29 protein-coding genes are annotated in these 26,557 nt (G+C 70.9%); 9 read left to right on the top strand and 20 right to left on the bottom strand.

All coding sequences use genetic code 11. From position 1 onward, the window contains the following. Positions 1-36 precede the first annotated feature (36 nt). From BCF44_RS05105 to BCF44_RS05090, 4 genes are all read right to left on the bottom strand, one after another. On the bottom strand, positions 37-729 hold the full coding sequence (locus BCF44_RS05105; RefSeq protein WP_116172951.1) for a lysophospholipid acyltransferase family protein: 693 nt from the start codon (positions 727-729) through the stop codon (positions 37-39). Then, positions 719-1,450: a (d)CMP kinase gene (cmk, locus tag BCF44_RS05100; protein ID WP_116172950.1), complete on the bottom strand. Its 732-nt coding sequence runs from the start codon at positions 1,448-1,450 to the stop codon at positions 719-721. Before cmk ends, BCF44_RS05105 begins: the two co-directional genes overlap by 11 nt. Positions 1,451-1,585: 135 nt before the next feature. Next, complete coding sequence (gene aroH, locus BCF44_RS05095; RefSeq protein WP_116172949.1) at positions 1,586-1,948, bottom strand: chorismate mutase; 363 nt, start codon at positions 1,946-1,948, stop codon at positions 1,586-1,588. Between the two features lie 25 nt (positions 1,949-1,973). Continuing rightward, entirely contained in the window at positions 1,974-3,122 is a 1,149-nt protein-coding gene (locus tag BCF44_RS05090; RefSeq protein ID WP_116173541.1) for a DUF1015 family protein, read from the bottom strand. A 46-nt stretch (positions 3,123-3,168) separates the two neighbouring features. Between BCF44_RS05090 and BCF44_RS05085 the strand changes: the two genes are divergently transcribed. The 3 genes from BCF44_RS05085 to BCF44_RS05075 all read left to right on the top strand — a co-directional run bounded on the left by BCF44_RS05085 (position 3,169) and on the right by BCF44_RS05075 (position 5,272). Then, on the top strand, positions 3,169-4,311 hold the full coding sequence (locus BCF44_RS05085; protein WP_246014847.1) for an epoxide hydrolase family protein: 1,143 nt from the start codon (positions 3,169-3,171) through the stop codon (positions 4,309-4,311). Between the two features lie 148 nt (positions 4,312-4,459). Further along, positions 4,460-4,909 carry a hypothetical protein gene (locus BCF44_RS05080; protein ID WP_116172948.1) on the top strand — a complete coding sequence of 150 codons (450 nt, stop codon included), beginning with the start codon at positions 4,460-4,462 and terminating at the stop codon, positions 4,907-4,909. 12 nt (positions 4,910-4,921) lie between these two features. After that, positions 4,922-5,272 (top strand): DUF5615 family PIN-like protein, encoded by a 351-nt coding sequence (locus BCF44_RS05075; protein WP_342775580.1) that lies wholly within the window; start codon positions 4,922-4,924, stop codon positions 5,270-5,272. A gap of 1 nt (position 5,273) precedes the next feature. On the opposite strand, the gene BCF44_RS05070 is transcribed toward BCF44_RS05075, so the two are convergent. Beyond that, positions 5,274-6,254 (bottom strand): zinc-dependent alcohol dehydrogenase family protein, encoded by a 981-nt coding sequence (locus BCF44_RS05070; protein ID WP_116172946.1) that lies wholly within the window; start codon positions 6,252-6,254, stop codon positions 5,274-5,276. 82 nt (positions 6,255-6,336) lie between these two features. On the opposite strand from BCF44_RS05070, the gene BCF44_RS05065 reads away from it, so the two are divergent. Together BCF44_RS05065 and BCF44_RS05060 are read left to right on the top strand one after the other, a co-directional pair. Continuing rightward, the gene (locus BCF44_RS05065; RefSeq protein WP_170217345.1) at positions 6,337-7,251 is read left to right on the top strand and encodes an AraC family transcriptional regulator; all 915 of its coding nucleotides are present in this window, start codon (positions 6,337-6,339) and stop codon (positions 7,249-7,251) included. Positions 7,252-7,266: 15 nt separating this feature from the next. Further along, complete coding sequence (locus BCF44_RS05060; RefSeq protein ID WP_116172944.1) at positions 7,267-7,977, top strand: class I SAM-dependent methyltransferase; 711 nt, start codon at positions 7,267-7,269, stop codon at positions 7,975-7,977. Positions 7,978-8,102: 125 nt separating this feature from the next. Here the strand turns inward: BCF44_RS05060 and BCF44_RS05055 are convergent, their stop codons facing one another. The 10 genes from BCF44_RS05055 to xerD form a co-directional block, all read right to left on the bottom strand. After that, positions 8,103-8,441, bottom strand: a complete 339-nt coding sequence (locus tag BCF44_RS05055) for a P-II family nitrogen regulator (RefSeq protein WP_116172943.1) — start codon at positions 8,439-8,441, stop codon at positions 8,103-8,105. Between the two features lie 4 nt (positions 8,442-8,445). Continuing rightward, complete coding sequence (locus tag BCF44_RS05050; protein WP_116172942.1) at positions 8,446-9,846, bottom strand: ammonium transporter; 1,401 nt, start codon at positions 9,844-9,846, stop codon at positions 8,446-8,448. A 163-nt stretch (positions 9,847-10,009) separates the two neighbouring features. Further along, positions 10,010-11,323 carry an MFS transporter gene (locus BCF44_RS05045; RefSeq protein ID WP_246014846.1) on the bottom strand — a complete coding sequence of 438 codons (1,314 nt, stop codon included), beginning with the start codon at positions 11,321-11,323 and terminating at the stop codon, positions 10,010-10,012. Further along, positions 11,320-11,739 carry a MarR family winged helix-turn-helix transcriptional regulator gene (locus BCF44_RS05040; RefSeq protein ID WP_211352896.1) on the bottom strand — a complete coding sequence of 140 codons (420 nt, stop codon included), beginning with the start codon at positions 11,737-11,739 and terminating at the stop codon, positions 11,320-11,322. Before BCF44_RS05040 ends, BCF44_RS05045 begins: the two co-directional genes overlap by 4 nt. 222 nt (positions 11,740-11,961) lie before the next feature. Then, entirely contained in the window at positions 11,962-12,717 is a 756-nt protein-coding gene (locus tag BCF44_RS05035) for a pseudouridine synthase (RefSeq protein WP_116172940.1), read from the bottom strand. Beyond that, on the bottom strand, positions 12,707-13,603 hold the full coding sequence (gene scpB, locus BCF44_RS05030) for an SMC-Scp complex subunit ScpB (RefSeq protein ID WP_379800672.1): 897 nt from the start codon (positions 13,601-13,603) through the stop codon (positions 12,707-12,709). Before scpB ends, BCF44_RS05035 begins: the two co-directional genes overlap by 11 nt. Beyond that, positions 13,600-14,442, bottom strand: a complete 843-nt coding sequence (locus BCF44_RS05025; protein ID WP_116172939.1) for a segregation and condensation protein A — start codon at positions 14,440-14,442, stop codon at positions 13,600-13,602. The genes scpB and BCF44_RS05025 overlap by 4 nt, the downstream gene beginning before the upstream one ends. After that, complete coding sequence (locus BCF44_RS05020; protein WP_116172938.1) at positions 14,435-14,776, bottom strand: hypothetical protein; 342 nt, start codon at positions 14,774-14,776, stop codon at positions 14,435-14,437. The genes BCF44_RS05025 and BCF44_RS05020 overlap by 8 nt, the downstream gene beginning before the upstream one ends. Continuing rightward, positions 14,773-15,723 (bottom strand): ParA family protein, encoded by a 951-nt coding sequence (locus BCF44_RS05015; RefSeq protein WP_116172937.1) that lies wholly within the window; start codon positions 15,721-15,723, stop codon positions 14,773-14,775. Before BCF44_RS05015 ends, BCF44_RS05020 begins: the two co-directional genes overlap by 4 nt. 129 nt (positions 15,724-15,852) lie before the next feature. Next, positions 15,853-16,770 carry a site-specific tyrosine recombinase XerD gene (xerD, locus tag BCF44_RS05010; protein WP_246014845.1) on the bottom strand — a complete coding sequence of 306 codons (918 nt, stop codon included), beginning with the start codon at positions 16,768-16,770 and terminating at the stop codon, positions 15,853-15,855. Between the two features lie 321 nt (positions 16,771-17,091). On the opposite strand from xerD, the gene BCF44_RS05005 reads away from it, so the two are divergent. Next, on the top strand, positions 17,092-18,384 hold the full coding sequence (locus BCF44_RS05005; RefSeq protein WP_116172935.1) for a GGDEF domain-containing protein: 1,293 nt from the start codon (positions 17,092-17,094) through the stop codon (positions 18,382-18,384). A 131-nt stretch (positions 18,385-18,515) separates the two neighbouring features. Continuing rightward, complete coding sequence (locus BCF44_RS05000) at positions 18,516-18,965, top strand: hypothetical protein (RefSeq protein ID WP_116172934.1); 450 nt, start codon at positions 18,516-18,518, stop codon at positions 18,963-18,965. Here the strand turns inward: BCF44_RS05000 and BCF44_RS04995 are convergent. Together BCF44_RS04995 and BCF44_RS04990 are read right to left on the bottom strand one after the other, a co-directional pair. Continuing rightward, positions 18,962-20,200 carry a GGDEF domain-containing protein gene (locus BCF44_RS04995; RefSeq protein ID WP_246014844.1) on the bottom strand — a complete coding sequence of 413 codons (1,239 nt, stop codon included), beginning with the start codon at positions 20,198-20,200 and terminating at the stop codon, positions 18,962-18,964. The two genes, BCF44_RS05000 and BCF44_RS04995, sit on opposite strands and share 4 nt — an antisense overlap. 272 nt (positions 20,201-20,472) lie before the next feature. Continuing rightward, a complete protein-coding gene (locus tag BCF44_RS04990; RefSeq protein WP_116172933.1) occupies positions 20,473-21,711 on the bottom strand; it encodes an MFS transporter in 1,239 nt (412 codons plus the stop codon). Positions 21,712-21,837: 126 nt separating this feature from the next. On the opposite strand from BCF44_RS04990, the gene BCF44_RS04985 reads away from it, so the two are divergent. Next, complete coding sequence (locus tag BCF44_RS04985; protein ID WP_116172932.1) at positions 21,838-22,245, top strand: nitroreductase family deazaflavin-dependent oxidoreductase; 408 nt, start codon at positions 21,838-21,840, stop codon at positions 22,243-22,245. Here the strand turns inward: BCF44_RS04985 and BCF44_RS04980 are convergent. Continuing rightward, the gene (locus tag BCF44_RS04980) at positions 22,242-22,955 is read right to left on the bottom strand and encodes a GAF and ANTAR domain-containing protein (RefSeq protein WP_116172931.1); all 714 of its coding nucleotides are present in this window, start codon (positions 22,953-22,955) and stop codon (positions 22,242-22,244) included. The two genes, BCF44_RS04985 and BCF44_RS04980, sit on opposite strands and share 4 nt — an antisense overlap. Positions 22,956-23,147: 192 nt before the next feature. Between BCF44_RS04980 and BCF44_RS04975 the strand changes: the two genes are divergently transcribed. Further along, a complete protein-coding gene (locus tag BCF44_RS04975; RefSeq protein ID WP_116172930.1) occupies positions 23,148-24,038 on the top strand; it encodes a phosphotransferase in 891 nt (296 codons plus the stop codon). A 142-nt stretch (positions 24,039-24,180) separates the two neighbouring features. Here the strand turns inward: BCF44_RS04975 and BCF44_RS04970 are convergent, their stop codons facing one another. After that, positions 24,181-24,801 carry an NUDIX domain-containing protein gene (locus tag BCF44_RS04970; RefSeq protein ID WP_246014843.1) on the bottom strand — a complete coding sequence of 207 codons (621 nt, stop codon included), beginning with the start codon at positions 24,799-24,801 and terminating at the stop codon, positions 24,181-24,183. Next, positions 24,798-26,486, bottom strand: coding sequence for a CTP synthase (locus BCF44_RS04965; protein ID WP_116172929.1), 1,689 nt, complete (start codon positions 26,484-26,486; stop codon positions 24,798-24,800). Before BCF44_RS04965 ends, BCF44_RS04970 begins: the two co-directional genes overlap by 4 nt. Positions 26,487-26,557: the final 71 nt, after the last annotated feature.

Raw genomic sequence — 26,557 nt, 5'->3', positions numbered from 1 at the left:
GCACTACTGTGCCCAATGGTGAGCTCGCAAGCTCCCTCACGCCTCGTGCTCCTTGCTCATGCTCGCCGGCGGGCTGCCCGCCCGCAGACGATCCAGTTCGGCGACGAGGGCCGCCAGCTCGACCCGGACCCGCTCGGTGGCGGCGGTCAGCGCGGCGCGGCCCTTGTCGGCCGGAAGTTCGAACGGCTTGCCCACCAGCACGTCCACGTGCGGACGGAAGCGCCGCTTGGTCGCGGCGGCCGGGCGCAGCGTGCCCCGGCAGGCCACCGGCAGCACCACCGCGCCGGCCGTGCGGGCCAGCCAGGCGGCGCCGTTGTGCGCCTCGTCGACGTCGCCGTCGCCGCGGGTGCCCTCGGGGAAGATGCCGACCATGCCGCCGGCCTTGAGCAGCCGGACCGCCGTCATCAGCGCGCCGCGGTCCGGCTCGCCGCGGGTGATCGGCACCTGGCCGATCTTCGGCAGCAGGAAGCCCAGCGGGCCCTTGAACATCTCCCGCTTGATCAGGAAGACCTGCCGCCGCGGCAGCACCGCGAACAGCACGGGGCCGTCGACCATCGTGCTGTGGTTGGCGATCATCAGCACCGGGCCGGTCCTCGGCACGTTCTCCAGGCCGTACGCGCGCAGCCGGTAGAAGGGCGCGAAGATGAAGGTACCGAGCCAGCGGGCGAAGTCGTGCAGCCGGCGCCAGGAGCCCCCTGGGAGATCAGCGCTGCGAAGGTCAGTGCTCACGTGAGCTCCCGGTCGGGACCGCCCGCAGGCCGCGGTCCTCGACCATCGCCAGCAGCTCCGCCAGCACGCCCGGCAGGTCCAGGTGCGTGGTGTCCAGCTCGACCGCGTCCTCGGCGGCCATCGCCGGCGACACCGCGCGCGTCGAGTCGTAGTTGTCGCGGCGGCGCACGTCCGCCAGCGTCGCGTCCACCGTCGCCTGGCGCCCCGCGGCCGTGTCCTGCCTGGTCCGGCGCTCCGCGCGGGCCTGCGCCGACGCCGTCAGGTACACCTTCAGGCCCGCGTCCGGGGCCACGGTGGTGCCGATGTCGCGGCCCTCGACCACGATGCCGCCGGCCTCGGCCAGCGCCGTCGCGATGATCGACCGCTGCTGCGCGACCAGCTGCGCCCGCACCTCCTTGACCGCCGACACCGGCGACACGGCGGTGGTGACCTCCTGGCCGCGGATCTCCGCGCTGACGTCCTCGCCGTCCAGCGTGGTGGCCTGGGCCTGCGGATCCGTCGTCACGCGGAGGTCGGCGCGGGCGACCGTGTCCCGCACGCGGTCGGCGTCCGTCGGGTCGACGCCGGCCCGCAGCACCGCCACCGTCGCCGCCCGGTACATCGCGCCCGTGTCGAGGTAGCGCGCGCCCAGCTGCGTCGCGAGCCTGCGGGCGACGGTGGACTTGCCGGTGCCGGAGGGCCCGTCCAGGGCCACCACACCACGCAGCTCGCCGCGTTCCACCGTTCCGCCTCCCGAGTTCGCCGACCGTCCACACCATTCTGCCTGGTGCCCCGGCCCAAGAACGAATCAGGTCAATGCAGGGAAGGACGCCTTACCCGCATTCAGCGAGGGTAAGGCGTCCTTCCCTGCATCAAGTCAGTGGGGAAGATCGGTGCGGAGGGCCGCGGCGCCGCGGAGGTAGGCGTGCTTGATCTCGGCCCGCGTGAGGTCCGTCTCCACGTGCGCCAGCAGTCGGATCACCCGCGGCATGGCGCCGGTCACGTCGATCTCCGTCGCCGACAGCAGCGGCACGTCGGCCAGCCCGGCCATCCGCGCAGCGTAGGCCGGGAACTCGGACTTGATGTCCGGCGTCGCCGTGAGGACCACGCTGATCAGGTCGTCGGGCACCAGCCCGTTCCGCTTGAGCACCTCGTTGACCAGCTCCGCGGTCGCCTCGAGGACCTGGTCCCGCTCGTCGGCGTCGATCTGCGTCGCGCCCCGCACTGCCCGGACTGCCATGACCCGACACTAACCGACGGTCACGTCACAGCGCCGCGAGGAGCAGGCCGCTGCGGGGTTTCGGCGTGAAATAGGTTGCCTTTCGAGGCATGCGGCGGCCCTCGGCGTGCACCGCGAGCACGTCCGCGAACGGCACCGGGGCCACCTGCACCAGGGCATCGGCGTCGGCCGGCACGGGGCGTCCGGTCGGGAGCGTGCGAAGCGAGGGACCGTCAGGATCGACGCCGAGCGCCTCCTTGATCAGCACCTGCTCGATCACGCCGTGATCGATCTGCGGCTTTTCCGCACCCATGTCCGGCAGCACGACCCGGAGCACGTCCCCGCCGGCGAGCACCACCACCACGCCCGGCAGCAGCGGCGGCGCCGGGTCGCCCCCGCGCGTCACCGTGAGGCCGATCTCCTGCCACCGTCGCTGCAACGTGTCGGCGTCGAGGCCGGTGCCGGTCAGCACGCGGTGGATCGCCCCGATACGCAGAGCGGGTCCGGCGGTGATCAGGGCCAGTAAGGACCCGGTGCTCGCGGCCGCGGCGACGCGGTGGTTGCCGTCGGCCACCAGCAGCGACTGGTCCTGGAGCAGCGTCAGCAGCTCGTCCTGGCGGCTTCCCTTGCCCAGCAACCACATCCGGTGGTCGCGGCCGGCCGAGTCCACAACGGACACCGCCGGCTCGGCCAGTTCCTCGCACACGTCGGCGAGCAGCGACGTCAGCACCGTGCCGTCCGCGACCGGCACGAGCATCGCCGCGCTGGTCGCGCAGCCCAGCTCCGACAGCACCGCCGACCGCTCCGCGACGACGTCCGGGAACACCTCCTCGGTGTGCCGGACGCGGCCCACCTCGGCCGGGTCGACCATGCACAGCACGCCGTGGGCGCAGCCGTCCGGACCGTCCACCCGGTACGGCGCGATGACGTCCCGCACCGCGCGATAGTGGTTGGCACGCAGGTGATCCAGCGCCTCTCGGGCGATCGGCAGCGCGTCCGTGAGGCTCAGCCGGCGGGCCCGCGCTGCCGGCGTGCGGTGCGGGTGCTGCACCGCCAGCAGCGTGCCGGTCGCCGCGCCCGGCGCACGCAGCGCCGCCGCCACCTGCTCCGGCTCGGCGAACTCGTCGACGTCCGGGCCCGGCACGAAGTCCCGGACAACCCAGCCCGATTCCACTGGACGCACCCAGCCGTTCATGACCACCATGATGACTCGTTACCGTGCGATCACTGGAGGCACCGGCGTGAAGCCGTTTCGAATTTCGGTCCCCACCCGTGACCTGGACGACCTGCGCGAACGGCTGGCCCGCACGAGACTGGCGCCCGCGCTGTCGGACGACTGGACGCACGGGACGCCGCCGGCCTACCTGGCCGAGCTCGTCGAGCACTGGCGGACCAAGTTCGACTGGGCGCGGGCCGAGCGGCGGCTCAACGAATTACCGCAGTTCACCGCGGCCGTGCAGGGCAGCGACCTGCACTTCGTACGGGCCGAGGGCGTCGGGCCGGAGCCGCTGCCGCTGCTGTTCAGCCACGGCTGGCCCGGCTCGTTCTGGGAGGTCAGCAAGATCATCGGCCCGCTGACCGACCCCGCCGCGCACGGCGGCGACCCCGCCGACGCCTTCACCGTCGTCGCGCCGAGCCTGCCCGGCTACGGCTTCTCGGCGCATCCCGGCACCCCCGGCATCAGCCCGGCCGCCATCGCCGAACGCTTCCACACGCTGATGACCGACGTGCTCGGCTATTCGCGCTACGGGGCGCAGGGCGGGGACTGGGGTGCCGTGATCACCGCCTGTCTCGGCCGGGACCACGGCGACCAGCTCGCCGGCATCCACGTGAACATGATGGCCGCTCGGCCCGTGGTCGGCGAGCACTCCGCGCCGCTCACCGAGGCCGAGCAGGCCTACCTCGACAACTCGTCGAAGTGGCGTGACCAGGAGACCGGCTACATCGGCATCCAGAGCACCAAGCCCTCGACCCTGGGCGCCGGGCTCTCCGACTCGCCCGCCGGACTCGCCGCGTGGATCGTGGAGAAGTTCCGGACGTGGAGCGACTGCGACGGCGACGTCGAGTCCGTGTTCAGCAAGGACGAGCTGCTCACCAACATCTCGCTGTACTGGCTCACCAACACCATCGCCAGCTCCACCCGTCTGTACTACGAGGCCTTCCGCGACCCGTCGACGCCGATGATGAGCCCCGGGTACATCGACACCCCCACCGGCTTCGCCAGCTTCCCCAAGGAGATCTCCCGGCCGCCGCGCGAATGGGTGGCGCGGGCCTACAACCTCCAGCGCTACACCGAACTCCCGCGCGGCGGCCACTTCGCCGCCCTGGAGCAGCCCGCCGCGCTGGTCACCGAGATCCGGGAGTTCTTCCGACCACTGCGCTGAGGCCGCCGCTCCTGACGTCCCCTCCGCGCCAGGGTCGGCGGCATCCGAAGTCTGACGGACGGGACTGCCTGCGGCCTTGCACAAGTCATGAATCCGCAGGTCGGAGCCTTCATGGCTACAATGTAGCCGGGTGTAGTAGCCTGGCGTCGTGCAGAGAAAAGGCCCCGTGAACGTCCGGTTCACCTCCGCGGTCGAGCGCAGGCTCGCCGCGTTCGTCGCCACGCACCCGGGACTGTCGCTCTCGTCCGCCACGAACCGGTTGGTGGACGAGAGCCTCCGCATGGGCGAGCACCCCGGCGTGATGTTCCGCGAGGGTCCCGGTGGTCGCCGGGCCGGCCTCATCGGCGGGCCCGACGTGTGGGAAGTCGTGCGGGCCGTGCGGTCGGCCCGCGCCGCCGAACCCGAGCTGTCCGAGGACGCCGTGGTCGATGTCGTCGCCACCAACGCCGACCTGCCCGGCCGGCTCGTACACGTCGCCGTGCAGTACTGGGCGACGTATCCGGAGGAGATCGACGCCGAGATCGACGCCGCCGACCACGCCGAGGAGCAGGCGGAGCAGGCCTGGCTACGCACCCGAACCCTGCTCGGTCGCCCGTGACCCAACAAGGCGCTGCTGGACGAGATGCTCGGCGAACGCCTCGCCCGCAAGCTCCGCGACCGCGGTCATGACGTCGTTTCCGTCGTCGCCGACCACCGTCTGGTCGGCCGATCCGACGACCAGATCCTGGCCCACGCCGCCGGATCGGGGCGTGCCGTGGTCACGACCAACATCCGCGATTTCGTGCTTCTCGACGGCCAGTACCGCGATCGCGGCGCCAGTCACGCGGGTTTGGTGCTCGTATCGACAAAAACCTTCCCGCAGGACGGTTCCTTCCAAGGCGCGATGCTGACGGCTTTGGACAAGCTGCGGTCCCAGGAGGACGTTTTCACCGGAGGGCAGGTCCGCTTCCTCGAGCGTTGAGCTAGAGGCTGATCACGACCTTGCCGAAGCGGGAGCCGTGCGCGAAGTGCTCGTACGCGGCCGGCGCCTCGTCGAAGGGGAAGACGCGGTCGATCACCGGCCGGAGCTCGTGCAGGCCGATTACGCGGTTCATCTCCTCCAGGTCGCTGCGGCTGCCGACGCCGATGGTGCGCAGGATGGCGACCCGGAGGAGCAGGTCCATCAGGTCGACGGCCTCGCCGGGACCGGTGAGGCTGCCGACCAGGGCGACGGTGCCGCGCAGGGCGAGGGCGTTGAGCGACTGGGTGATCGCGCCGCCGACCTCGACGACCAGGTCCACGCCACGGTCGTCCGTGAGCTTGCGAACGGCGGTTCCCCAGTCCGGCGTGTCGACGTAGTTGACGACATCGCTGGCGCCCAGGGCCTGGAGTTTCTGGGCCTTTGCCTCGCTGGACGTGGTGGCGATGACGCGCGCGCCAGCGGTCCGGGCGAACTGGAGCGCGGCCAGCGAGACGCCGCCGCTGCCCTGGATCAGCACGGTGTCGGCGGGGCCGACGCCCGCCACCGCGGACCAGCCGGTCAGGGCGGCGCACGGCAGCGTCGCCGCCTCCTCGAAGCTGAGGTGCGCGGGCATCGTGACCAGGGCGTTTTCGTCGACGACGACGTATTCGGCGAGCCAGCCGTCGATGTCGGTGCCGTACATCTGGCCGAACTCGCGGAGCGGGCCGCCGTACCAGGTCGGGGCGAACGAGTTGACTACGCGGTCGCCGACCCGGAAGCGTCCGGTGTCCGGTCCGACGGCCTCGACCACGCCGGCGCCGTCGGACAGCTGCACCAGGTCGGGCAATGCCGGCCACGGGTAGACGCCGGCGGCGATCATCGTGTCACGGGCGTTGAGGGAGGCGGCCTTGACGCGGACCAGCACCTGGCCGCGTCCTGGCGTCGGCACGGGGCCGTCGACCAGCTCGAGGGTGCGGGCGGCGTTCAGTCGATAGGACTTCATGGCGTTGACGCTAGGGTCCACGGCCTGGACGAGCGGTATCCTAGCGTCCAGCGTTTGCTACCGATCGTCCAGAGGAGAGCCCGTGGATCTCGTCGACGACGTGCTCACCACCATGAACATCGGGCCCTCCCAGTACGCCCGCGTCGAGGCACAAGCGCCGTGGGGCATCGCCTTCCGGCCCCGCGACTCCGCGCGGCTGGTGCTGGTCGTCGAGGGTTCGTGCTGGCTCACCGCGCAGGCGTCGCAGCCGCAGCGACTCGTCGCCGGCGACTGCTTCCTCGTGCAGAGCGACGTCGAGTTCACCCTCCGGGACGCCCCCGGCAGTCCCGTCGTCGACTGCGAGACGATCTTCGCCGGCCACACCGCCCGGCACGGCGGCTCCGGCGACCGGACCGTGCTCGTCTCCGGACGTTTCACGTTCGACACCACCGCCGCCGAGCCCCTGTTCTCCGCCCTGCCGCCACTGCTGCGACTCGACGTCGACAACGCCGCCGGCCGGTCCGTCCGCGCCACCTTCGACCTGCTGGAAACCGAGGCCTCCACCGGCGGCATCGGCACGTCGCTGATCGCCAGCCGCCTTGCCGACGTGCTCTTCGTGCAGGCGCTGCGCGCCTGCTGCGCCTCCGTCGGGGGCGGCGCCGTCAACTGGCTCGCCGCGCTCCGCGACCCCCAACTCTCCGCCGCCATGCAGGCCCTGCACGGCGACCTCGCCCGCCCGTGGACCGTCGCCGACCTCGCCCGCCTCGCCGGCATGTCCCGCTCCGCCTTCGCCGCCGCCTTCCGGGCCAAGGCCGGCGACACTCCCCTGGGCTACCTCACCTCGTGGCGGCTCTACCGCGCCAAGACCCTCCTGCGCGACACCCCGTTGAGCGTCCAGGAAATCGCCGTGCGCGTCGGCTACGACACCGGCACCGCCCTCAGTCGCGCCTTCACCCGCCACGTCGGCGTCACCCCCGGCGCGTGGCGGAAAAATCGGCGGCAGTCGCAGGCTGCCTGACCTACAGTCCCCGTCGTGGCAGACGAAGGCTTCACGCATCCCCGGCTGGCCGCGTTCTACGACGTGCAGGAGGGCGATCGGTCCGACCTCGATCCCTACCTCGCGGCCGCCGCGGAGGCGCGCAGCGTGCTGGACATCGGCTGCGGCACGGGGGTGCTGGCCCTGATGTTGGCGGATCGGGGCGTCGAGGTCACCGGCGTCGACCCAGCCGAGGCGTCGCTGGACGTCGCGCGGGCGAAGCCGGGGGCCGAGCGCGTGCGCTGGATCCACGGCGACGCAAGGGATCTGCCGCCGATGCAGGTGGACCTGGCCGTGATGACCGCCAACGTGGCGCAGGCCATCGTCGATCCCGCCGACTGGTCGGCAACCCTCGCCCACGCCCACGAGGCACTGCGCCCCGGCGGCGTCCTGATGTTCGAAACCCGTGTGCCCGCAAGGAAAGGCTGGCTGGGCTGGAACCGTGAGAACACGTTCCAGGAGCGCGACGGCGTTCAGGCCTGGGCAGACCTCCTGGCCGTCGACGGTCCCCTGGTGTCGTTCCGCTCGACCTGGATCTTCCCCGACGGCGAACGGCTCACCTCCGACTCCACGCTCCGCTTCCGCGAACGGGACGAAGTCGAGGCCGACCTCCGCGCCCATGGCTTCGCCGTCACCGACGTGCGCGACGCCCCCGACCGCCCGGGCCGCGAATACGTCTTCCTGGCAACAAAACTCACGGCCAGGTAGCCGCGCGAGCACGGCGATGCTCGCACAACCAGCGAATTCGCCCTCAGGATTTCCGACGCAGAATCGCCGCCACCAGCAACGCGGCGCTGATCACGGAGCGAAGACGCAGAACCCCGTTCACCCGATCACGACGCCGCGTCGGCTCCGCGTTCGCCGGTGCGAATCCGCACCGCCAACAGGACCTCGGTCACCCAGAGCATGCCGTCGCCGGCGCGCCCGGTGGCCGCCGCCCGGGAGATCACGTGCGCGACGTCGTGCACGTCCGGGTCCGTCACCAGGACCTCGATCTTGATCCTCGGAGCCAGGTCGAGGAGCCACTCCTGGCCGCGATAGATCTGGATGGTGGGCTGGCCACCGCTGCCGTACGCCTCCGTCACGGTCAGGCCCTGCACGTCGAACATGGCCAGGGCATGCTTCACCGTGTCGAAGACGGCCGGGCGGATGATCGCGGTGACCAGCTTCATCGCATCAGGTCGACTTGTCGCTCGCGACCGGGGCGGGCGCCGGTGCGGGGGTGGCCGCGGTGCCGGCCGTGCTCAGCGTCTCCGCAGGCAGCGCCTCCTCACCGTGCACGCCGAGATCACCGGACTCCAGCACCGGATCGGGCAGTCGCAGCTTCATGAACAGCCCGAGGAACTTCAGGATCAGGAATGTGATCAGCGCGTCCCAGACGATCACCGTCAGGGCCGCGCCGGCCTGCACCAGCAACTGCTGGGGATTGCCGTAGAACAATCCACCGAAGGACACGTCGGCTGCGCCCTTCTGGCCGAGATAGACGATCATGCCCGGATCGGCGAACAGGCCGACCAACAGGCCGCCGCACAGGCCGGCGACGCCGTGCGTGTGCACCACACCGAGCGCGTCGTCCACCCGCGTGAACAGCTTGAGCTTGCCGAGCTTGTTCCAGGACAGCCAGACGATCGCCGACGCGACCAGGCCCATGATCAGCGCGCCGGCGCCGTTGACGTAGCCCGCGGCCGGCGTGATCGCGACCAGACCGACGATCATGCCGTTGACCGCGCCGAGAAACGCCGGCTTGTGCTGCGGCGTGAATGCCATGTCCATCAACAGCCAGGTCAGCATCGCGGCCGCGGTGGCCAGGTTGGTGTTCAGCACCGCCGCGGCGGCGTCCGCGCCGGCGAAGTACGGGTCACCGCCGTTGAAACCGTTCCATCCCAACCACAACACGCCCGCGCCGACCGCCGCGAGCGGCAGGTTGTTCGGCGCGGCATGCGCGCGGTCGCGGGCCAGCCGCGGACCGATCACCGCGGCCGCGACGAAGCCGGACGTGCCCGCCGCCAGGTGGATGACGTAGCCGCCGCTGTAGTCGAGCGCGCCCTGCTGCGCCCACCAACCGCCGCCCCACAGCAGGAAGGCGTTGACCGAGTACGCCAGCGTCGACCACAGCGGGACGAAGATCAACCAGACCTTGAAGCTGATCCGCCCGATCACACTGCCCAGGAACAGCAGCGGGGTGATCGCGGCGAACACGAACTGGAAGTAGACCAGCGTCGACTGCGGGAACCGGAAGTCGGGCAGCAGCCCGTGCAGCAACGGAATCGCCGCCTGCCCCTGCTCGCTGGTCGGCCCGAGGACCGGCCCGGGTATGCCGACGATGTTGCCGAGCACCCCCGGTCCGAGCGGCAGCGCCTCGCCGAAGCCCATCCGGAACACCCACAGCACCCAGACGATCAGCACCAGGCCGAAGCCGCTGAACGCCATGACCATCGTGTTGACGGCCCACTTGCGTTGCACGATCCCGGCATACAGCACCGCGATGCCGGGAATGCTCATCAAGCCGACGAGCGTGGCGGCGATCAGCTGCCACGCGTTGTCGCCGGCGTTGAGCCAGTTGGGGTACGGTATCATCCTGCCCGTTTCCTCCCTCGTTGTCGGTTCGGGAGAAACGGCCCCGTAGAGCCCCCAGCGCGGAGCCGCTGACCTGGTGAACGGTCGAAGACATTGGCACCGAGGCATTTCCCGGGTATTTCCGCCTTGTTACCGTCAGAACAATGCGCCGGAGGTCGACCGATTACTTGTGACGCAGCCGGAAGACAGCGGCGGCCAGGAGCCCCGCACTGATCACGGAGATGATCGCTGCCAACAGGTGCAGCCCGCCGTCGGTGGCGTGGTCGCCGAGCCCCAACCCCACCAACGTCGCCGCCAGATTGGCACCGACGTACTGGGACGTGCGGTACAAGCCTGAAGCCGTGCCGACCTGACCGTCGGGAGCGGCGGCGTACATGGCCGTCTGGTTGCCGAGGCTGTTGAAGCCGTTGGGAATGCCGAGCACTGCGGAGACGATCACCAGCAGCAGCAAGGGGGTTGAGGCGCCGACGAAGAGGAGGACGAGGCTGCCGACGAGGAGTCCGGCGGAGCCGATGACGAGCAGGGGCCATCCCGAGCGGCGGGTGGCGATCACTGTGGCGACGATGCCCATGCCGGCGATGGGCAGCACGACAAGGCCGGCAACGGCGCTGCTGAGCTGACGGCCCTGTTCGAGCCACTGGGGAACGCCGTAGAAGACGGTGTAGAAGACGACGTAGGTGACGGCGACGCGACCGTAGGTGCGGCTCAGCGGCCGATTGGACCACAGCATCCGGACGTCGAGGAACGGCTGTGGGACGCGAAGTTCCCACCACAGCAGGAAGATCGCCAGCACCACCGACGAACCCAGGAACAGCCAGCGGAAGTCCAGCAGGAACACGAGCAGGCCGACCATGGCGGCGGCGAAGAGCAGGATTCCCAACGGGTCCAGGCCGGCCGAGGTGGACCGTGGGGCACGGTCGCGGGGCACCCAGAGCAGCACCAGCACCAGGGACGCTGCGGCGAGGGGCAGGTTGACCCAGAAGATCGACCGCCAGCCGGCGAGCAGCACCAGCAGACCGCCCAGCGGCGGCCCCAGCGCGACGGCGACCTGGCCGGCGGCGGAGATGGCGCCGAGGGCGCCGGTGGCCTCGCCGCCGATGCCTTGCCGGATAAGGGAAACCCCGGACGGATAGGCGGCGGACGTGCCGACGCCGAGCAGCACGCGGGCGGCGACGAGCCAGCCGAGGGTGGGCGCGAACGGGGCGCCGACGGCGGCGGCCATGACGATCACGAGCCCCCAGCAGAAGACCCGCCGCGCCCCGAAACGGTCGGCGAGCCGGCCCATGGTGGGCTGCGCGACGGCGGTCGCGAGGTACAACCCGGACACCAGCCACACGACCTCGGCGCCGGCATGGAACTCGTGCTGGATGTCCACCAGCGCCACGGCGATCATGGACGAGTTGACGGCGTTGAGCAGCGTCCCGAGCACGATGGGCAGCACCAGCCGCAGCCCACCGGCACGAACGAGGACGCTCACCTCGAGAGCACCTCCAGCAGTTTCGCTGCCGCCCGGAGGAACTCCTGCTCGACGGGCGTGAGCCGGTCGGCGATGACGCCGGCCAGCCAGGCGTCGCGCCGCGAGCGGTCCTCGTCCAGCACGGCCCGCCCGGCATCGGTGACGCTGACGACGGTCTGCCGCCGGTCGGTCGGATGCGGTTCGCGGACGACGAGCCCGCGCTCGGTCAGCACGGCCAGCGCCCGGGTCATGGACTGCGGCTGCACGTTCTCGGCGGCGGCCAGCGCGGAGGGGCTGGCCGGACCGAGCCGGTAGAGCCGCGACAGGACGGACAACGAGGTCAGTCCGAGCTCGTGCGGCGGCCGCTCCTGACGCAGCCGGCGCGCCAGCCGGGACACGGCCTCCCGGACCTCCACAGCCAGCTCGTCATCGCCCACAAGTAGTAAGCCTAGCTGATGACTTTCACGGCACAAATCACCCCGACATCGCGAAAGTCATCAGCTAGGGGAAGGAAGTCACCGAGGCACCGGCCACGGCTTGGGCGAGGGGTTCGGAGGTTCGCTCACACGTTCGATTCTACCACTTCGACGACGAAAACAGGGGCCCTTCCCGCACCGGAAAGGGCCCCTGAAATCAGTCGCTACTGAAGCGATAGTGGCTTACATGCCGACGGCCGAGTAGAGCAGGCCGACCTCGGCGCGGGTGAGCCGCCGCAGCGAACCGGGCCGCTGGTTGCCCAGCTGCACCCCGGCCAGCTCGGTGCGCACCAGCCGCTGCACGGGGTAGCCGACCTCGGCCAGCAGCCGCCGCACGATGTGCTTGCGGCCCTCGTGCAGCACCACCTCGACCATCGCCTTGCCGGGCAGCGAGTCGACCAGGCGGAACGCGTCCACCTTGATCGGCCCGTCCTCCAGCTCGATGCCGGCCTTGAGCCGCTTGCCCACGTCCTTGGCGACCGGCCCGGGCACCTCGGCCAGGTAGGTCTTCAGCACGCGGTAGGACGGGTGCATCAGCCGGTGCGCCAGCTCGCCGTCGTTGGTCAGCAGCAGCAGGCCCTCGGTCTCCACGTCCAGCCGCCCGACGTGGAACAGCCGCGCGCCGCCGGACTCCGCGCGCTCGCGCACGTAGTCGCCGACGCACGGGCGGCCCATCTCGTCGGACATCGTCGAGTGCACACCCTTGGGCTTGTTCAGCGCCATGTGCAGGGTGTCCTCACGGACGATCACCCGGCTGCCGTCCACGTGGATCACGGCCGTGTCCGGGTCCACGCGCCGGCCCATCTCGCGCACGACCTTGCCGTCGACGCTGACCCGGCCCTCCGCGATCAGCTCCTCGGCCGCGCGCCGTGAGGCCACGCCCGCCTGGGAGAGCACCTTCTGCAGGCGCACACCGTCATCAGAGTTCTTAGCCGACATCGTCGATCGCATCCACTTCGGGCAGCAGCGGAGCGATCGGCGGCAGATCCTTCAGCGAGGACAGCCCCAACCGCTCCAGGAAAAGTTCGGTGGTCCGATACAGGATGCCACCCGTGTCCGGGTCGTTGCCCGTCTCCTCGATCAGGCCCCGGGTGACCAGGGTGCGGATCACACCGTCGACGTTCACGCCACGCACCGCGGCGACCCTCGACCGGGTGACCGGCTGACGGTAGGCGATCACCGCCAGCGTCTCCAGCGCGGCCCGGGTGAGCTTGGCGCGCTGGCCGTCGAGCAGCAGCTTCTCCACGTACGGCGCGTAGACGTCCCGAGTGTGCATGCGCCACCCGTCGCCGACCCGCCGCAGGTCGATGCCGCTGCCGGCCTCGGTGTAGCGCGCCGACAGCGACTCCAGCGCCTCGCGGACCCGCTTCACGGGCTGGTCCAGCGTGGTGGCCAGCAGCTCGTCCTCCGCCGGCGAGTCGACCACCAGCAGCAGCGACTCCAGCGCGGCGTGCAGCACAGCGTCGTCGGACAGGTCGGGCCCGGTGGAGGCCGGGGCCTCCTCGTCGTCCTCGGACGCCGTCGCCTGGTATGCCGCCGCCTCGTCGAGGATCGCCCCCATCACCGCGGCGACATCGACGGGTGCCTCGTCCGAGTCATCGGCCTCGGATTCGGGCTCCGGCTCGGCAGGCTCCGCGGCCTCGGGCTCCGCCTCGGCCGGCGTCTCTGACTCGACAGGCTCCGGCTCGGCCTCAGGCTCGGCGGCTTCCTGCTCGGGCACCGCCGCCTCGACGGGCTCCTGCTCCGCCGGCGGCGGCTTGGCCGCGCCGCCGCCCGCCGGGCCCTCGAACTGCTCCTCGGGCCGCTCGTCCTCGGGTTCGGTCACCCGTACTCCTCCTCGTCGGCGAACGCCCGATCCACCTCGGCCGCCGCCCGTGCCTCCTCGACGCTGCCGCCGGACCAGCGCAGCGTCAGCTCCCCGAGCGCCTCGTCCTGTTCGAACAGCACGGCCGCCTCGCGGTACAGCTCCAGCAGCGCCAGGAACCGCGCCACCACCTCGATCGTGTTGTCGCAGTCGGCCACCAGCTCGCCGAATGTCGCGACACCCCGCTCGGCCAGCCGCACCCGCAGGATCGCCGCGTGCGCACGGACCGAGACGGCCCCCATGTGCAGGTGTGAGAGCGACACCGTCGGCGGCGGCTTGGGCCGGAACACGGCCGCAGCGAGCTCGGCGAACCGCTGCGGGCTCATGCCGATCATGACCTCGGGCAGCAGCGCGGTGTAGCGCTCCTCCAGCGACACCGACCGCGGGTAGCGCCGCAGCGCCCCCGCCTCCAGCTCGCCGAACAGGGCCGCCACCTGCTTGTACGCCCGGTACTGGAGCAGCCGCGCGAACAGCAGGTCGCGGGCCTCCAGCAGGGCCAGGTCGTCCTCGTCCTCGACGTCGCCGGCCGGCAGCAGCCGGGCCGCCTTGAGGTCGAGCAGGGTCGCGGCGATCACCAGGAACTCGGTGGTCTCGTCCAGGTCCCACTGCTCGCCGAGGGTCTTCAGGTGCGCGATGAAGTCGTCGGTGACGCGCGACAGCGCCACCTCGGTGACATCCATCTGGTGCTGCGAGATGAGCTGGAGCAGCAGGTCGAACGGGCCCTCGAAGTTGTTCAGCCGGACGGTGAACTTGCCACTCGCGGCCTGATCGGCAGGGACCGACGGGTCCACATCAGTCATCCCCGGCGATGCCCTTGACCAGCTGCGAGTCGGCGCCGTGGGTGGTGAAGTCCTCGAGCACGGCCGCGATCGCGGCACGCACCACCCGGCCGCGGTCCACGGCGATGCCGTGCGCGGCGCGCAACGCCAGACGGGCGTGTTCCAACGCCAGCAACTCCTCGTCGGACAGGTAGACCGTGATCTTCGCTTCGTGCTTGCGACGACCGGTGCCCGCCGAGCTTACGGGGCCGTCGGCGACCGGCTCGGACCGGTCGTCGGCTACGAAGCCGGCTCGGGGCACACTGGTGGACCGGAACAACTCGGCCGCACCCGGAAGCTGGACGCGGCGAGTCACCTGGCGATCACCTCGCGGGCCAGCGCGCGGTAGGCCTTGGCGCCCGACGAGCGCGGCGCCCAGGTGGTGATCGGCTCGCCGGCGACCGTGGTCTCCGGGAAGCGCACCGTCCGATTGATCACGGTGTCGAACACGGTCTCGCCGAAGGCCTCGACGACACGCGCCATCACCTCCCGCGAGTGCAGCGTGCGCGGGTCGTACATGGTGGCGAGGATGCCCGTGATCTCAAGCTTGGGGTTCAACCGTTCCTTGACCTTCTCGATGGTGTCGATCAGCAGCGCGACGCCGCGCAGGCTGAAGAACTCGCACTCCAGTGGGATTAAAACGCCGTCGGCCGCGGCCAGCGCGTTGACGGTGAGCAGCCCGAGCGAGGGCTGGCAGTCCACGAGCACGTAGTCGTAGTGGTCCATCACGGGTCGCAGCGTGCGCACGAGCGTGTGCTCACGGCCGACCTCCGACACCAGCTGCACCTCGGCAGCGGACAGGTCGATGTTGCTGGGGAGCAGGTCCATGTCGGGGACGCAGGTCTGCATCACCACGTCCTCGATGCCGACCGCGCGCTCCATCAGCACGTTGTAGATGGTGCGGTCGAGCTGATGGGGCTGGATCCCCAGCCCCACCGACAGCGCACCCTGCGGGTCGAAGTCCACCAGCAGCACGCGGCGGCCGTACTCGGTCAGCGCCGCGCCCAGGTTGATGGTGGAGGTGGTCTTGCCGACGCCGCCCTTCTGGTTGCAGACGGCCAACACCGTGGCGGGTCCGTGGGCGCCGATCAGCGCGGGCTCCGGCACGTACCGAACAGGCCGGCCGGTGGGGCCGATCTGGCCGTCACGGGCGACATCCGGCTCGTCGTTCTCGGGACGGGCGTGCGGCGCCAGGCTGAGCTCGACGGAGGGTCCACGAACGAGCCGCTCCCCGGAGTTCCCGGAAGGCTGCGGTGTCGACATGGCTCCAGTCTCCTCGTAACCTGACTCTCCTTGAGCCGCAGCGTAAGGCGCTGCGGGGAGCGCGGCAACGCGCCTCGCCGTGTGGACACCGCACGTTTGAACTGCGCTGATTGCTGCGAATGGCCTAAGTTACGCGAGAGCCCTGGGGTGGGCGGTGGCGTAGACCTCACGCAGCGTGGTCACCGTGACCAGCGTGTACACCTGGGTCGTGGTCACCGAGGCGTGGCCCAGCAGCTCCTGCACGACGCGCACGTCGGCGCCCCCTTCCAACAGGTGGGTGGCGAACGAGTGGCGCAGCGTGTGCGGCGAGACCTCGACGTCGATGCTCGCCCGATCGGCCGCCGTCTTCAGCGCCTGCCACGCGCTCTGTCGCGACAGCCGGCCACCGCGCGAGTTCAGGAACACCGCCGGGGTACCTCGTCCGTGGCGGGCCAGATCCGGCCGCGCGCGGATCAGGTACGCGTCCACGGCCGCCAGCGCGGGTCGCCCGATCGGTACCAGGCGCTGCTTGCCGCCCTTGCCGTCCAGCAGCACCGTCCGCTCGTCGCGGTCGATGTCGTCCAGGTCCAGGCCCACCGCCTCCGAGATGCGGGCGCCCGTGGAGTACAGCAGCTCCAGCAGCGCGCGGTCCCGTAGCGAACGGGCGTCCTGGCCTGCCGCCGTGTCCAGCAGCCTCAGCACCTGGTGGACGGGCAGCGCCTTCGGCAGCCGGCGGGGCGGCACCGGCGGGTGCACCTCACGGGCCGGATCCTGCTGCGCCAGGCCCTCGCGGAAGGCGAACTTGTGCAGGCCCCGCACCGCAACCACCGCCCGTGCCGCCGACGAGGCCGCCAGCGGCGGGTGGTCCGAGTCGCCCTCGCGCAGCGCCGCCAGGAATTCCGTCACGTGCGGCTCCGTGACGTCCGCCAGCGACGCCACGCCCGCGCGGGCCAGGTGTTCGCTGTACCGGCGCAGGTCGCGCTTGTAGGAGTCGAGCGTGTTGCGGGCCGTGCCGCGCTCGACCGCCAGGTGATCCAGGTAGCCCGCAGCGGCCTCTCGGAGTGCCACGGGTATGTCGGTGACGTGCGGCGCGCTCAGCGGGAGTTCACCTCATTCCAGGGCAGCTCACGCCGTAGCCTAGCCCCGCGATCAAGCCCCGGCCCGGGCTAACGAACTGCTGGTGGCCGCCGACAACACGGGTGAGATCGAAAATGTCGACGGCCACCGTTTTGCCAGGTGCCTGCGGGGAGGCTCAGCTGTCGCGGTTGCTCATGGCGGCTGCACCTCCCCTCGCTGATCCATCCAGGTCACGGTGGCTGACCTGGCTCGCTCGGTGTGATTGGCTGACCGGGTCAGGACAGTCACCGCAGGGAGTGCCGGAGCACGATTATGAACGACACCGGGCCGGGCATTGGCTCCTCGGTGCACGTCCGTGACCTCCTGGTCACTCCCGGTCGATGGACTCTGTGGCGGCAGCGGCCGCGGCTGATCGCGTTCTGTCTGGTCACCGAGGCCGTCGCGGTCGGAAGTACGGTGCTGGCGGCCGCCTGGGTTCAACCCGGCGCTAAAGACGTGCTGGTGACGCTGGCCCTGGCCGTCCTGGGCATCACGCAGTCGGAGCTGGGCCGGCAGGTCGAGCGGGTCCGCCGGCGGGTGAACGGCACGCCGCACATCAACATGACGTCGGTGTGGACGTTCGCGGGCGTCCTGCTGCTGCCGCCGGCGCTGGTGGCGGCCCTGGTCGCGATCCTGTACACGCACCTGGCGCTGCGCAGCTGGTACCGGCTCCAGCGGGTGCCGGCGTTCCGCAGCGTGATCAACGCGTCGGTGGTGGTGCTGACCTGCTACGTGGCGCGGCTGGTGCTGGGCCTGTTCGGCGTGACCGGAATCGGCGACGCACTGACGCAGGGGTGGCTCGGCGTGGGGGCGATCGCCGGCACGGTGGCGGCGTACTTCGTCGCGAACGCGCTGCTGATCCTCGGCGCCCTGAACATGACGCGCCGCTCCATCCGGGAGCTGTTCGGCGGCTGGGCGGACAACCTGGTCGAGCTGGCGACGCTGTGCCTGGGCACGCTGACCGCGCTGGCCATGGCGACGCAGCCGGTGCTGGTGGTGATGGTGGTGCCGCCGCTGCTCGTGCTGCACCGCGGCGTGCTGGTCAGGCAGTTGGAGGTCGCGGCCACCAAGGACGAGAAGACGGGGCTGTTCAACACGCTCGGGTGGCACAACCTGGCCACCAGCGAGCTGGCCCGCGCCGGCCGCACCAACGAGACGACCGGTGTGCTGATGGTCGACCTGGACCACTTCAAGCAGGTCAACGACACGTACGGGCATCTGGCCGGCGACCTGGCGCTGAAGGCGGTGGCCGACACGATCACGGCGCAGGTCCGCTCGTACGACTCCGTCGGGCGGTTCGGCGGCGAGGAGTTCGTGGTGCTGCTGCCGGGGGTCGGCGAGGCGCACGTGGTGACGGTGGCGGAGCGCATCCGGCACGCGGTGAGCGAACTGGTGGTGCCCGTCGACTTCGCCGACGACGGCCGGGTGATCAAGGACCTGTCGGTGTCGATCGGCGTCGCCATGTACCCCACCGCCGGCACGGTCGTCGACCGCCTCCTGCACGCCGCCGACACCGCCCTGTACAGCGCCAAGAACAGCGGCCGCAACCGCGTAGTCAGCTTCTGACCCCCGCGAGTCGCGCTCACAGACACACCGAAATGCGGTTTCAGGCAGAAACGAGCCTCAGGTCTCAGTTCTGCACGACACCGCATTTCGCCCTGACGCCAAGCGTGACTCGCCGGGGGTAGGTTTCGGGGGTGAGTCGCACGGTGCCGGTGGACTACGGCGACGACCTGTACTGGGTCTACGACGTCAGCCTGTCGGTCCTGTTCGCCGAGATGGCGGCGGAGCCGTCCGAGTGGGAGCCGGAGCTGCGAAGGAATGCGGTGGTCGGCGCGAACTCCGCGGTTCCGTTGGACGAGTGGACCGACGGCCGCGAGACGGCGTTCATAGCGCTGATACACGCCGCCTGCGCCAGGTTGGCGACGAAGGAAGTGATCACCGCGGCCGAGGCGGCCGAGTGGCGGGTTCTGGACGACGCCACGGTGATCTGGCGCGGCGGCAACGCGGTGAGCACGAAGCGGATCGTCACCCTTGGCGAGGCGCTGATCCGGATCATCGAGGGCGAGTACCCGCCGGCACCGGCCGGACACCTCTGGTACCTCGGCAACGACGACCCCGCCGCCACCATCCGCCTGAAGTCTTAGGCGGTGCGTTCGCGGGCGGGTTCCTCGGCGGGGGCGGCGACGATGCGGGTGGTCATCACGGTGCGGTTGCGGCCCTGGCGCTTGGCCTGGAACAGGGCGCCGTCGACGGCGAGCAACAGGTCGCTGAGCTCGACGGCGGTCCCCGGGAACAGCCCGGCCCCGACGGACACGGTCAGCCCGCTGACGGTGACGCCGCGCCCCTCGAGGTCGCACGTCTCCACGGCCAGCGCCTGCACGGCGGCCCGCACGCGTTCGGCGGCGGCGTGCAGCTCGTCGACGCCGACGGCCGGCACCAGCACGGCGAACTCCTCGCCGCCCCACCGCCCGACGAGGTCGAGGGACCGCACGGAGTGCTTGACGGTCTCGGCGACGGCGGTCAGCACCTGGTCGCCGGCCAGATGCCCGTACCGGTCGTTGACCTGCTTGAAGTGGTCCAGGTCGATCATCAGCACGCCGACGGTCCGGGCCAGCCGCCGCGCCCGGTCGAGCTGGTCGGCGGCGCGGTCGGACCACCAGGCGGCGTCCACCAGGCCGGTCCGGGAGTCGGTGTGCGCGGCGATCCGGAACTGCGGCAGCAGCAGCCCCATGTGCAGGGCGAGCACGGTGACCAGCAGGATCGGCATGGACCACGGCCGGTCCACGGTGAACACGCCGACGGCGTAGCCGAGGCCGACGCTGGCGGCGATGATCAGCTGGTCGGAGGCGTGGCCGAGGGCCTTGCGGGCCGGCTGCTCGGGGTTGGACGCGACGATGGCCCCGACCACCAGGGCGTAGTTGACCAGCCGGTAGGCCAGCCCGGCGACGATCACGGCGAGCGCCCCGATCGGGCCGCCGAGCTGGGCGGCGTAGGGCGGGCCGACGGCCGGGAAGAACGCGGCCAGCACCAGCTGGGCGCCGCCGACGGCGAGCACGACGGTCGCCGCGGAGAAGACCTTCCGGTACGCGATCGCCTGCCCGCGGAACACCCGGAACCACTCGTGGGTGAACGACAGAATGATCAACGCGGTCAGCAGCGGCAGCGGCAACAACAGGACGCCGGCGAAATACCAGACGCTCTGCATATGCGTGTACGGGCTGCCCTCGGCTGAGACTTCGCGAATACGTTCGATTCCCTGGGCGGCTTCGAGGTGAATCACGGAAGCACCCAGCAACAGGCCGAACCAGAGCCACGACGTGGACGTAATCGGGGTCAGTGACGCGGCCGTCACCAGCATGAGTACGGTCGCGACCTCCACCACGACGACGTACGCGAGAAGTCCACGTGGGAGAGACCATAGACGCCAGCGGCGTGGGTCGACCCGATTCACGTCGCGGCACCCCCGTCCCCGGAAAACAGTCACTGTAATCAGGGATCGACACAGTGTCGTGCTCCGCACGGGGGAAACGAAAATCACGCTCCACGCCCACACGGAGGCACATCATGATCAAGCGCAGCGAGTCCCCCCGCACCGGCCGTCCCTCCGAGTGGCGCCGCGTCGGCCGTCCCAGCGAATGGCGCTGACGGTCGCTAACCAGGTTCCGGGGCGGGTGTCGGTCGCGTCGTGGACGCGGCCGATCCGCCGCCCGCGGCCCGCCACAGCAGGCCGACGCCGGACGCGAAGGCCACCCCGATGACGCCGGCGAGCGCGACGGTCCCGTGCGGGCCGACCCAGTCCGCGACCAGTCCGGCGAGCCCGACGCCGACGCCCTGCGACACCTTCAGCGCGGTGACGGCCAGCCCGAACGCCTGACCCCGACGGTCATCGGGCACCAGCTGCATGAACGTCGTGCTGGCGGTGACCTGATACCCGCTGGCGAAGCCGCTGATCACGAACAACGCCACCACGACCGCCGCCGGCGGATCGACCGCGCACAGCACCAGCGGCAGGCACGAGCCGACGGCCAACATCGGCAGCGCGCGCAGGCGCGTCGCGGTCGACAACCGGGCCAGCACCAGCATGCCGGCGACCGCCCCGGCGGCGAAGCCTGCGAACAGCAGCCCGACCAACGTGGGCCCGCCGCCCAGCTCCGCCGCGTACGGGGCGGCCAGCGCCTCCCCCGCGATGTAGATGCCGGACACGCAGGCGAACGCGATCAACGCCCGCAGCTGCGGCGTGGTCGCGACGAGCCGGAACCCGGCGACGAGGTCGCTGCCCCAGCTCCGCTTCACGAGGTCGGTGGAGGTCGCGGCGGCGTCCCGATGCCGGATACCGAGCAGCGCGAGTGCAGCGGATGCGGCAAAAGTGGCGGCATCCGCAAGCAGGACCCCACTCGTGCCGATGGCGAGGATCAATGCGCCGCCGCCGGCGAAGCCCGCCACCTGTGCCGCCTGCCCGGCCGAGGACAGCCCGGCCTGGCCGATCGGGTACTCCTCGTCGGTGAGGATCTGCGGCAGCAGGGCGCCCCGCGCCGCGTTCGACGGCGACGCGGCCAGCTGCACGACCACCAGCAACCCGGCGAGCCCCAGGAACGTGGTGCCGGGCATCGCCATGATCACGACCAGCACGGCCCGCAGCACGTCGGCGGTGATCATCACGGTCCGGCGCGGACACCGGTCGGCGATGCCGGCCAGCAGCGGCCCGCCGAGCAGGTCGGGCAGGAACGTCAGGGCGTAGGTCAACGCGGTCAGCGCGGGCGACCTCGTGCGGTCGAACACCAGCACCGACACCGCGACCCGGGCGAACTGGTCGCCGGCCATGGAGATCGTGTACGCCGACAGCAGAGCCCGGTACTCGCGGTTGGCGAAGACATCACCGAACCGGGCCATGCGCGCCTCCCCCGAGGTCGATCACCAGCCGCGTCCCGGCTGTCACGCACGGTACGCCCGCAGATCCGGTCGACAATCCCCCCGATCGGGGGGCATCAATCGGCCACCGGAGGTGTTGTTCCGGGCATGACTGACTTCAACACCCAGGTGATCGAGGAATTTCGGGCCAACGGCGGCAAGGTCGGCGGCCCCTTCGAGGGCGCGGAGCTGGTGCTGATGACCACCACCGGCGCCAAGAGCGGCAAGCCGCACACCAACCCGGTCGTCTATTTCCACGACGGCGACCGGATCTACGTCATCGCGTCGGCCGCCGGCGCACCCAAGCACCCGGCCTGGTACCACAACTTGGTCGCCAACCCCGATCTCACCGTGGAGGTCGGCACGGACAAGTACCAGGCGCGGGCCACCTCCGTCGACGACGACGCCGAGCGCGACCGCCTGTACGCCAACGCGGTCTCGGTCATGCCGGGCTTCGCCGAGTACGAGCAGAAGACGAGCCGCCGCATCCCGGTGGTGTATCTGGACCGCGTCTAGACGTCGTCGGGCTCGAAGCGGAGCCGCCCCTCGATCACGTCCTCCGCGACGTCGGCGAGGCCGCGCCCGGTCAGGAAGGCGTGGCCCCGCAGGCGGAGGAATGCCTCGCTCAGGCCGCTGCGCAGCTGCACCGAGACCACGCCGGTGGCCTGGTGCACGATGTCCCAGCGGCTGCCGAAGCCGCCCGCGAACAGGTCGTGCTCCTGGGTGCTGGGCTCGTCGTTGACGTGTTCCAGCAGCAAGGCCATCGCGGCGTCGGCGTAGAGCAGCGCGTCCCGGTACTCGACGGTGGTCAGGTCGCCCGGCTCGGACCGGTAGACCTCCAGCACGCCGACCGCGATCGAGCCCATCTGCAACGGGAACGCGAACACCGCCCGCACGCCCGCCTCCACCGCCGCCTGCGAGAACATCGGCCAGCGCGAGCCGGTGGTCAGGTCGATGGCCACCATCGGGCGTTCCTCGCTCAGCGTGTCCACCGCCGGGCCCTCGCCCAGCGTCACCTGGAGTTCCGCGATCTGCTCGGCGGCCAGGTCGGTGGCGTAGACGGGCTCGCCCTGACCCAGGTCGGAGACCACGTACTGGACGACGCCGACGGCCCGCATCCGCTGGGCGCAGGCCTGGCAGACGTGGCGCACGGCGACCCGGGCCCCCTCGTCCTGGGCCATCTTGTTGATGGACGAGGTGACCTCACGCGCCCGGCCGTCCTCCACCTGCCACCATCCCCGGCCGTCGGGCCCCCTCGTGCAGCCGTACCACCTGGTGCGCCAGGCCGGGAGGGCATTTCGGCCTCGGTCCGGGTCACCGTAACAGCGGCCACTACAGCCTCGTCGACAGCGTAGGTATCGTCGAAACGCGTCGAGTCCCCGCGCCGGGGGTACCCATTGTCCGGCGGAAGGGGACAGATGCTCACAGGCGAGTTCGGGAACATCAGGTCGGTGCTGGCGCGCGCCTGTCGGACCGTCGGGCTGGACGACTCCGACGCCCGGCTCGTGCGCTGTGTCAACAACGCCGTCTATCGGCTGGAACGACATCCGATCATCGTGCGCATCACGCTCACGCCCGGCCTGCGCCGGCGGGCGCTGGCCGCCGTGGAGGCCGCGCGGCTGCTGGACCGGCACCGGGTGCCCGTGGTGCAGCCGGCCCGGGGCGTGCCGCAGATCGTGCACGTCGGCGAGCACGTCATCACGTTCTGGATGCGGGCCGCCGACACGGGCCGCGTCCCCACCAACGTCGAGCTGGCCAGACTGCTGCGGCGGCTGCACCGTGTGCCGGCCGCCGGCGCCGCCCTGCCACGCTGGGATCCCGTCACCGACCTGCGGACCCGGATCCACGACGCCCGCACACGCGGCTGGCCCTGCGCCGACCTGGACCTGCTGGCCCGCCGCTGCGACGCCATCGAGACCGCGCTGGCGACCGTGCGGTTCCAGCTGCCGGAGAGCGTCATCCACGGCGACGCCCAGGTCGGGAACCTCATCGCCACCCCCGGCGGCACCATCTGGTGCGACCTCGACACAGCCTGTGTGGGTCCCCGTGAATGGGATCTGGTGCCGGTGGCCGTGCGGCAGCTGCGGTTCCAGCACCGCACCGACCACCACCAGCAGCTCGCCGACGCCTACGGCTTCGACGTCACGCGGTGGCCGGGATTCCCCGTGCTGCGGGAACTCCGTGAGCTGAAGCTGGCGGCGGTCGGCCTGCCCATCGCCCTCGACACCGACGCCCGCACCGAACTCCGCCGCCGCCTGCACTCCATCCGCACCGGCGACACCACCACCCGCTGGACCCCCTACCGCTGACCAAACCCCCGCGAGTCGCGCTCACAGACACACCGAATGTAGGTCTCGTGCAGAACTGAGCCTTGAAGCTCGTTTCCGCCCGAAGTCAACATTCGGTGTGTCCCAGAGCGCGACTCGCGGGGGTTCGTTGGACTCGCGGGGGTCAGCGGGCGGCGAAGCGGGTCGGGCGGTCCTGCCAGGGGGTCTCGGCGGGGCGCGCCTCCGCCGCTCCGGACAGCACGGCATGCGCCGCCAGGATTCCGCCCACCGAAGCGCCGTTGACGATCTCGCCGGCCAACGCCATGCGCACCGCCTCCGACAGCGGGAACTTCCGCGAAACGAGGTCGGTTTCCTCGTCGCCGTCGGGGATCTCGCGCCCCACATCGGACAGGTCCCGCGCGAGGAACACCCGCACCACCTCGTCGGTGAAGCCCGGCGACGCGGCCACGTCCACGAGCGTCACCCACGACGCCGCCGCGAGGCCGGTCTCCTCGGCCAGCTCCCGCTGCGCCGCGAGCACCGGCTCCTCGCCGACCACATCCAGCAGACCCGCCGGCAGCTCCCAGATCCGACGCCCCAGCGGGTGCCGGTACTGGTGGATCAACGTCACCTGCTCGTCGGAATCCAGCGCCAGCACGGCAACCGCGCCCAGGTGCTCGACGACCTCACGGATCGCCGTGTTGCCGCCGGGCATCACCACCGCGTCGGACCTCAGCGCGATCACGCGCCCTATGTAGATGTCCTTGCTGGAAGCGACATCGAACACGTGGGACTGGTCGTTCACGCGTTCACCTCGGCCAGCTCGACGGGCAGCCGCTCCGCGGCGACGTAGTCCAGCGCCGCACGGATGAACGCGGCGAACAGCGGATGCGGCCGGGTCGGCCGGGACTTCAGCTCCGGGTGCGCCTGGGTGCCGACGAAGAAGGGGTGCTTGTCGGCGGGCAGCTCCACGAACTCGACCAGGTGCCCGTCCGGCGACGTGCCGGAGAACACCAGCCCCGCCTTGCTCAACCGGGCCCGGTAGGCGTTGTTCACCTCGTAGCGGTGCCGATGCCGCTCGGACACCTCGGTGGTGCCGTACGCCTTGGCCGCCTGCGACCCCGGCAGCAGCTTCGCCGGGTACGCCCCGAGCCGCATGGTGCCGCCCATGTCCCGCTCGCCGGCGACGACGTCGGTCTGGTCGGCCATGGTGGAGATCACCGGGTTCTTGGTGGGCTCGCCGAACTCGTCGGAGTTGGCGTCGGCGATCCCGGCCAGCCCGCGCGCGGCGTCGATCACCATGCACTGCAGGCCCAGGCACAGGCCGAGGGTCGGGATGCCGCGGGTGCGGGCGTAGCGGATGGCGCCGATCTTGCCCTCGATGCCCCGCACGCCGAAGCCGCCGGGCACCAGCACACCGTCCACACCGGACAGCGCGTGGGCCGCGCCGACCTCGGTCTCGCACTCGTCCGAGGGAACCCAGACGATCTCGACCTTGGCGCGGTGCGCGAAGCCGCCGGCGCGCAGCGCCTCGGTCACCGACAGGTACGCGTCGGGCAGGTCGACGTACTTGCCCACCAACGCGATCCGGGCCCGGTCGCTGGGGTTGTGCACCCGGTCCAGCAGGTCGCCCCACACGGTCCAGGACACGTCCCGGAACGGCAGGTCGAGCCGGCGCACCACGTACGCGTCCAGGCCCTCGGCGTGCAGCACCTTGGGGATGTCGTAGATCGACGGCGCGTCCGGCGCGGCCACCACGGCGTCGACGTCGACGTCGCACATCAGGGCGATCTTGCGCTTGAGGCCGTCGGGGATCTCCCGGTCGGCCCGGCACACGATGGCGTCGGGCTGGATGCCGATGTTGCGCAGCGCGGCCACCGAGTGCTGGGTGGGCTTGGTCTTCAGCTCGCCGGACGGCGCCAGGTACGGCACCAGCGACACGTGCAGGAAGAAGCAGTTGTCCCGGCCCACGTCGTGGCGGACCTGGCGGGCGGCCTCCAGGAACGGCAGCGACTCGATGTCGCCGACGGTGCCGCCGACCTCGGTGATCACCACATCCGGGGCGACGCCGTTCTCGTCCGGGTCGGCCATCGCCCGGATCCGCGACTTGATCTCGTCGGTGATGTGCGGGATGACCTGCACCGTGTCGCCGAGGTACTCGCCGCGGCGCTCCTTGGCGATCACCGCCGAGTAGACCTGCCCGGTGGTGACGTTGGCCGAGCCGGACAGGTCACGGTCCAGGAACCGCTCGTAGTGGCCGATGTCCAGGTCGGTCTCGGCGCCGTCCTCGGTGACGAACACCTCGCCGTGCTGGAACGGGTTCATCGTGCCCGGGTCGACGTTGAGGTACGGGTCCAGCTTCTGCATCGTGACCCGCAGGCCACGCGCGGTGAGCAGCTGGCCGAGGCTGGAGGCGGTGAGCCCCTTGCCCAGCGAGGAGGCCACACCTCCCGTCACGAAGACGTGCTTGGTCAGGCGTGACTGTGACAAGGGGGTCTCCCGTGGTGACTGGTCCGAACGTAGGCCGCCGGCTGGGCCGACCTGCCTTTCCACGGGATTTC

Source organism: Kutzneria buriramensis (genome assembly GCF_003387475.1).
Lineage (GTDB): Bacteria > Actinomycetota > Actinomycetes > Mycobacteriales > Pseudonocardiaceae > Kutzneria > Kutzneria buriramensis.
This window is presented reverse-complemented; position numbering and strand designations above follow the sequence as displayed.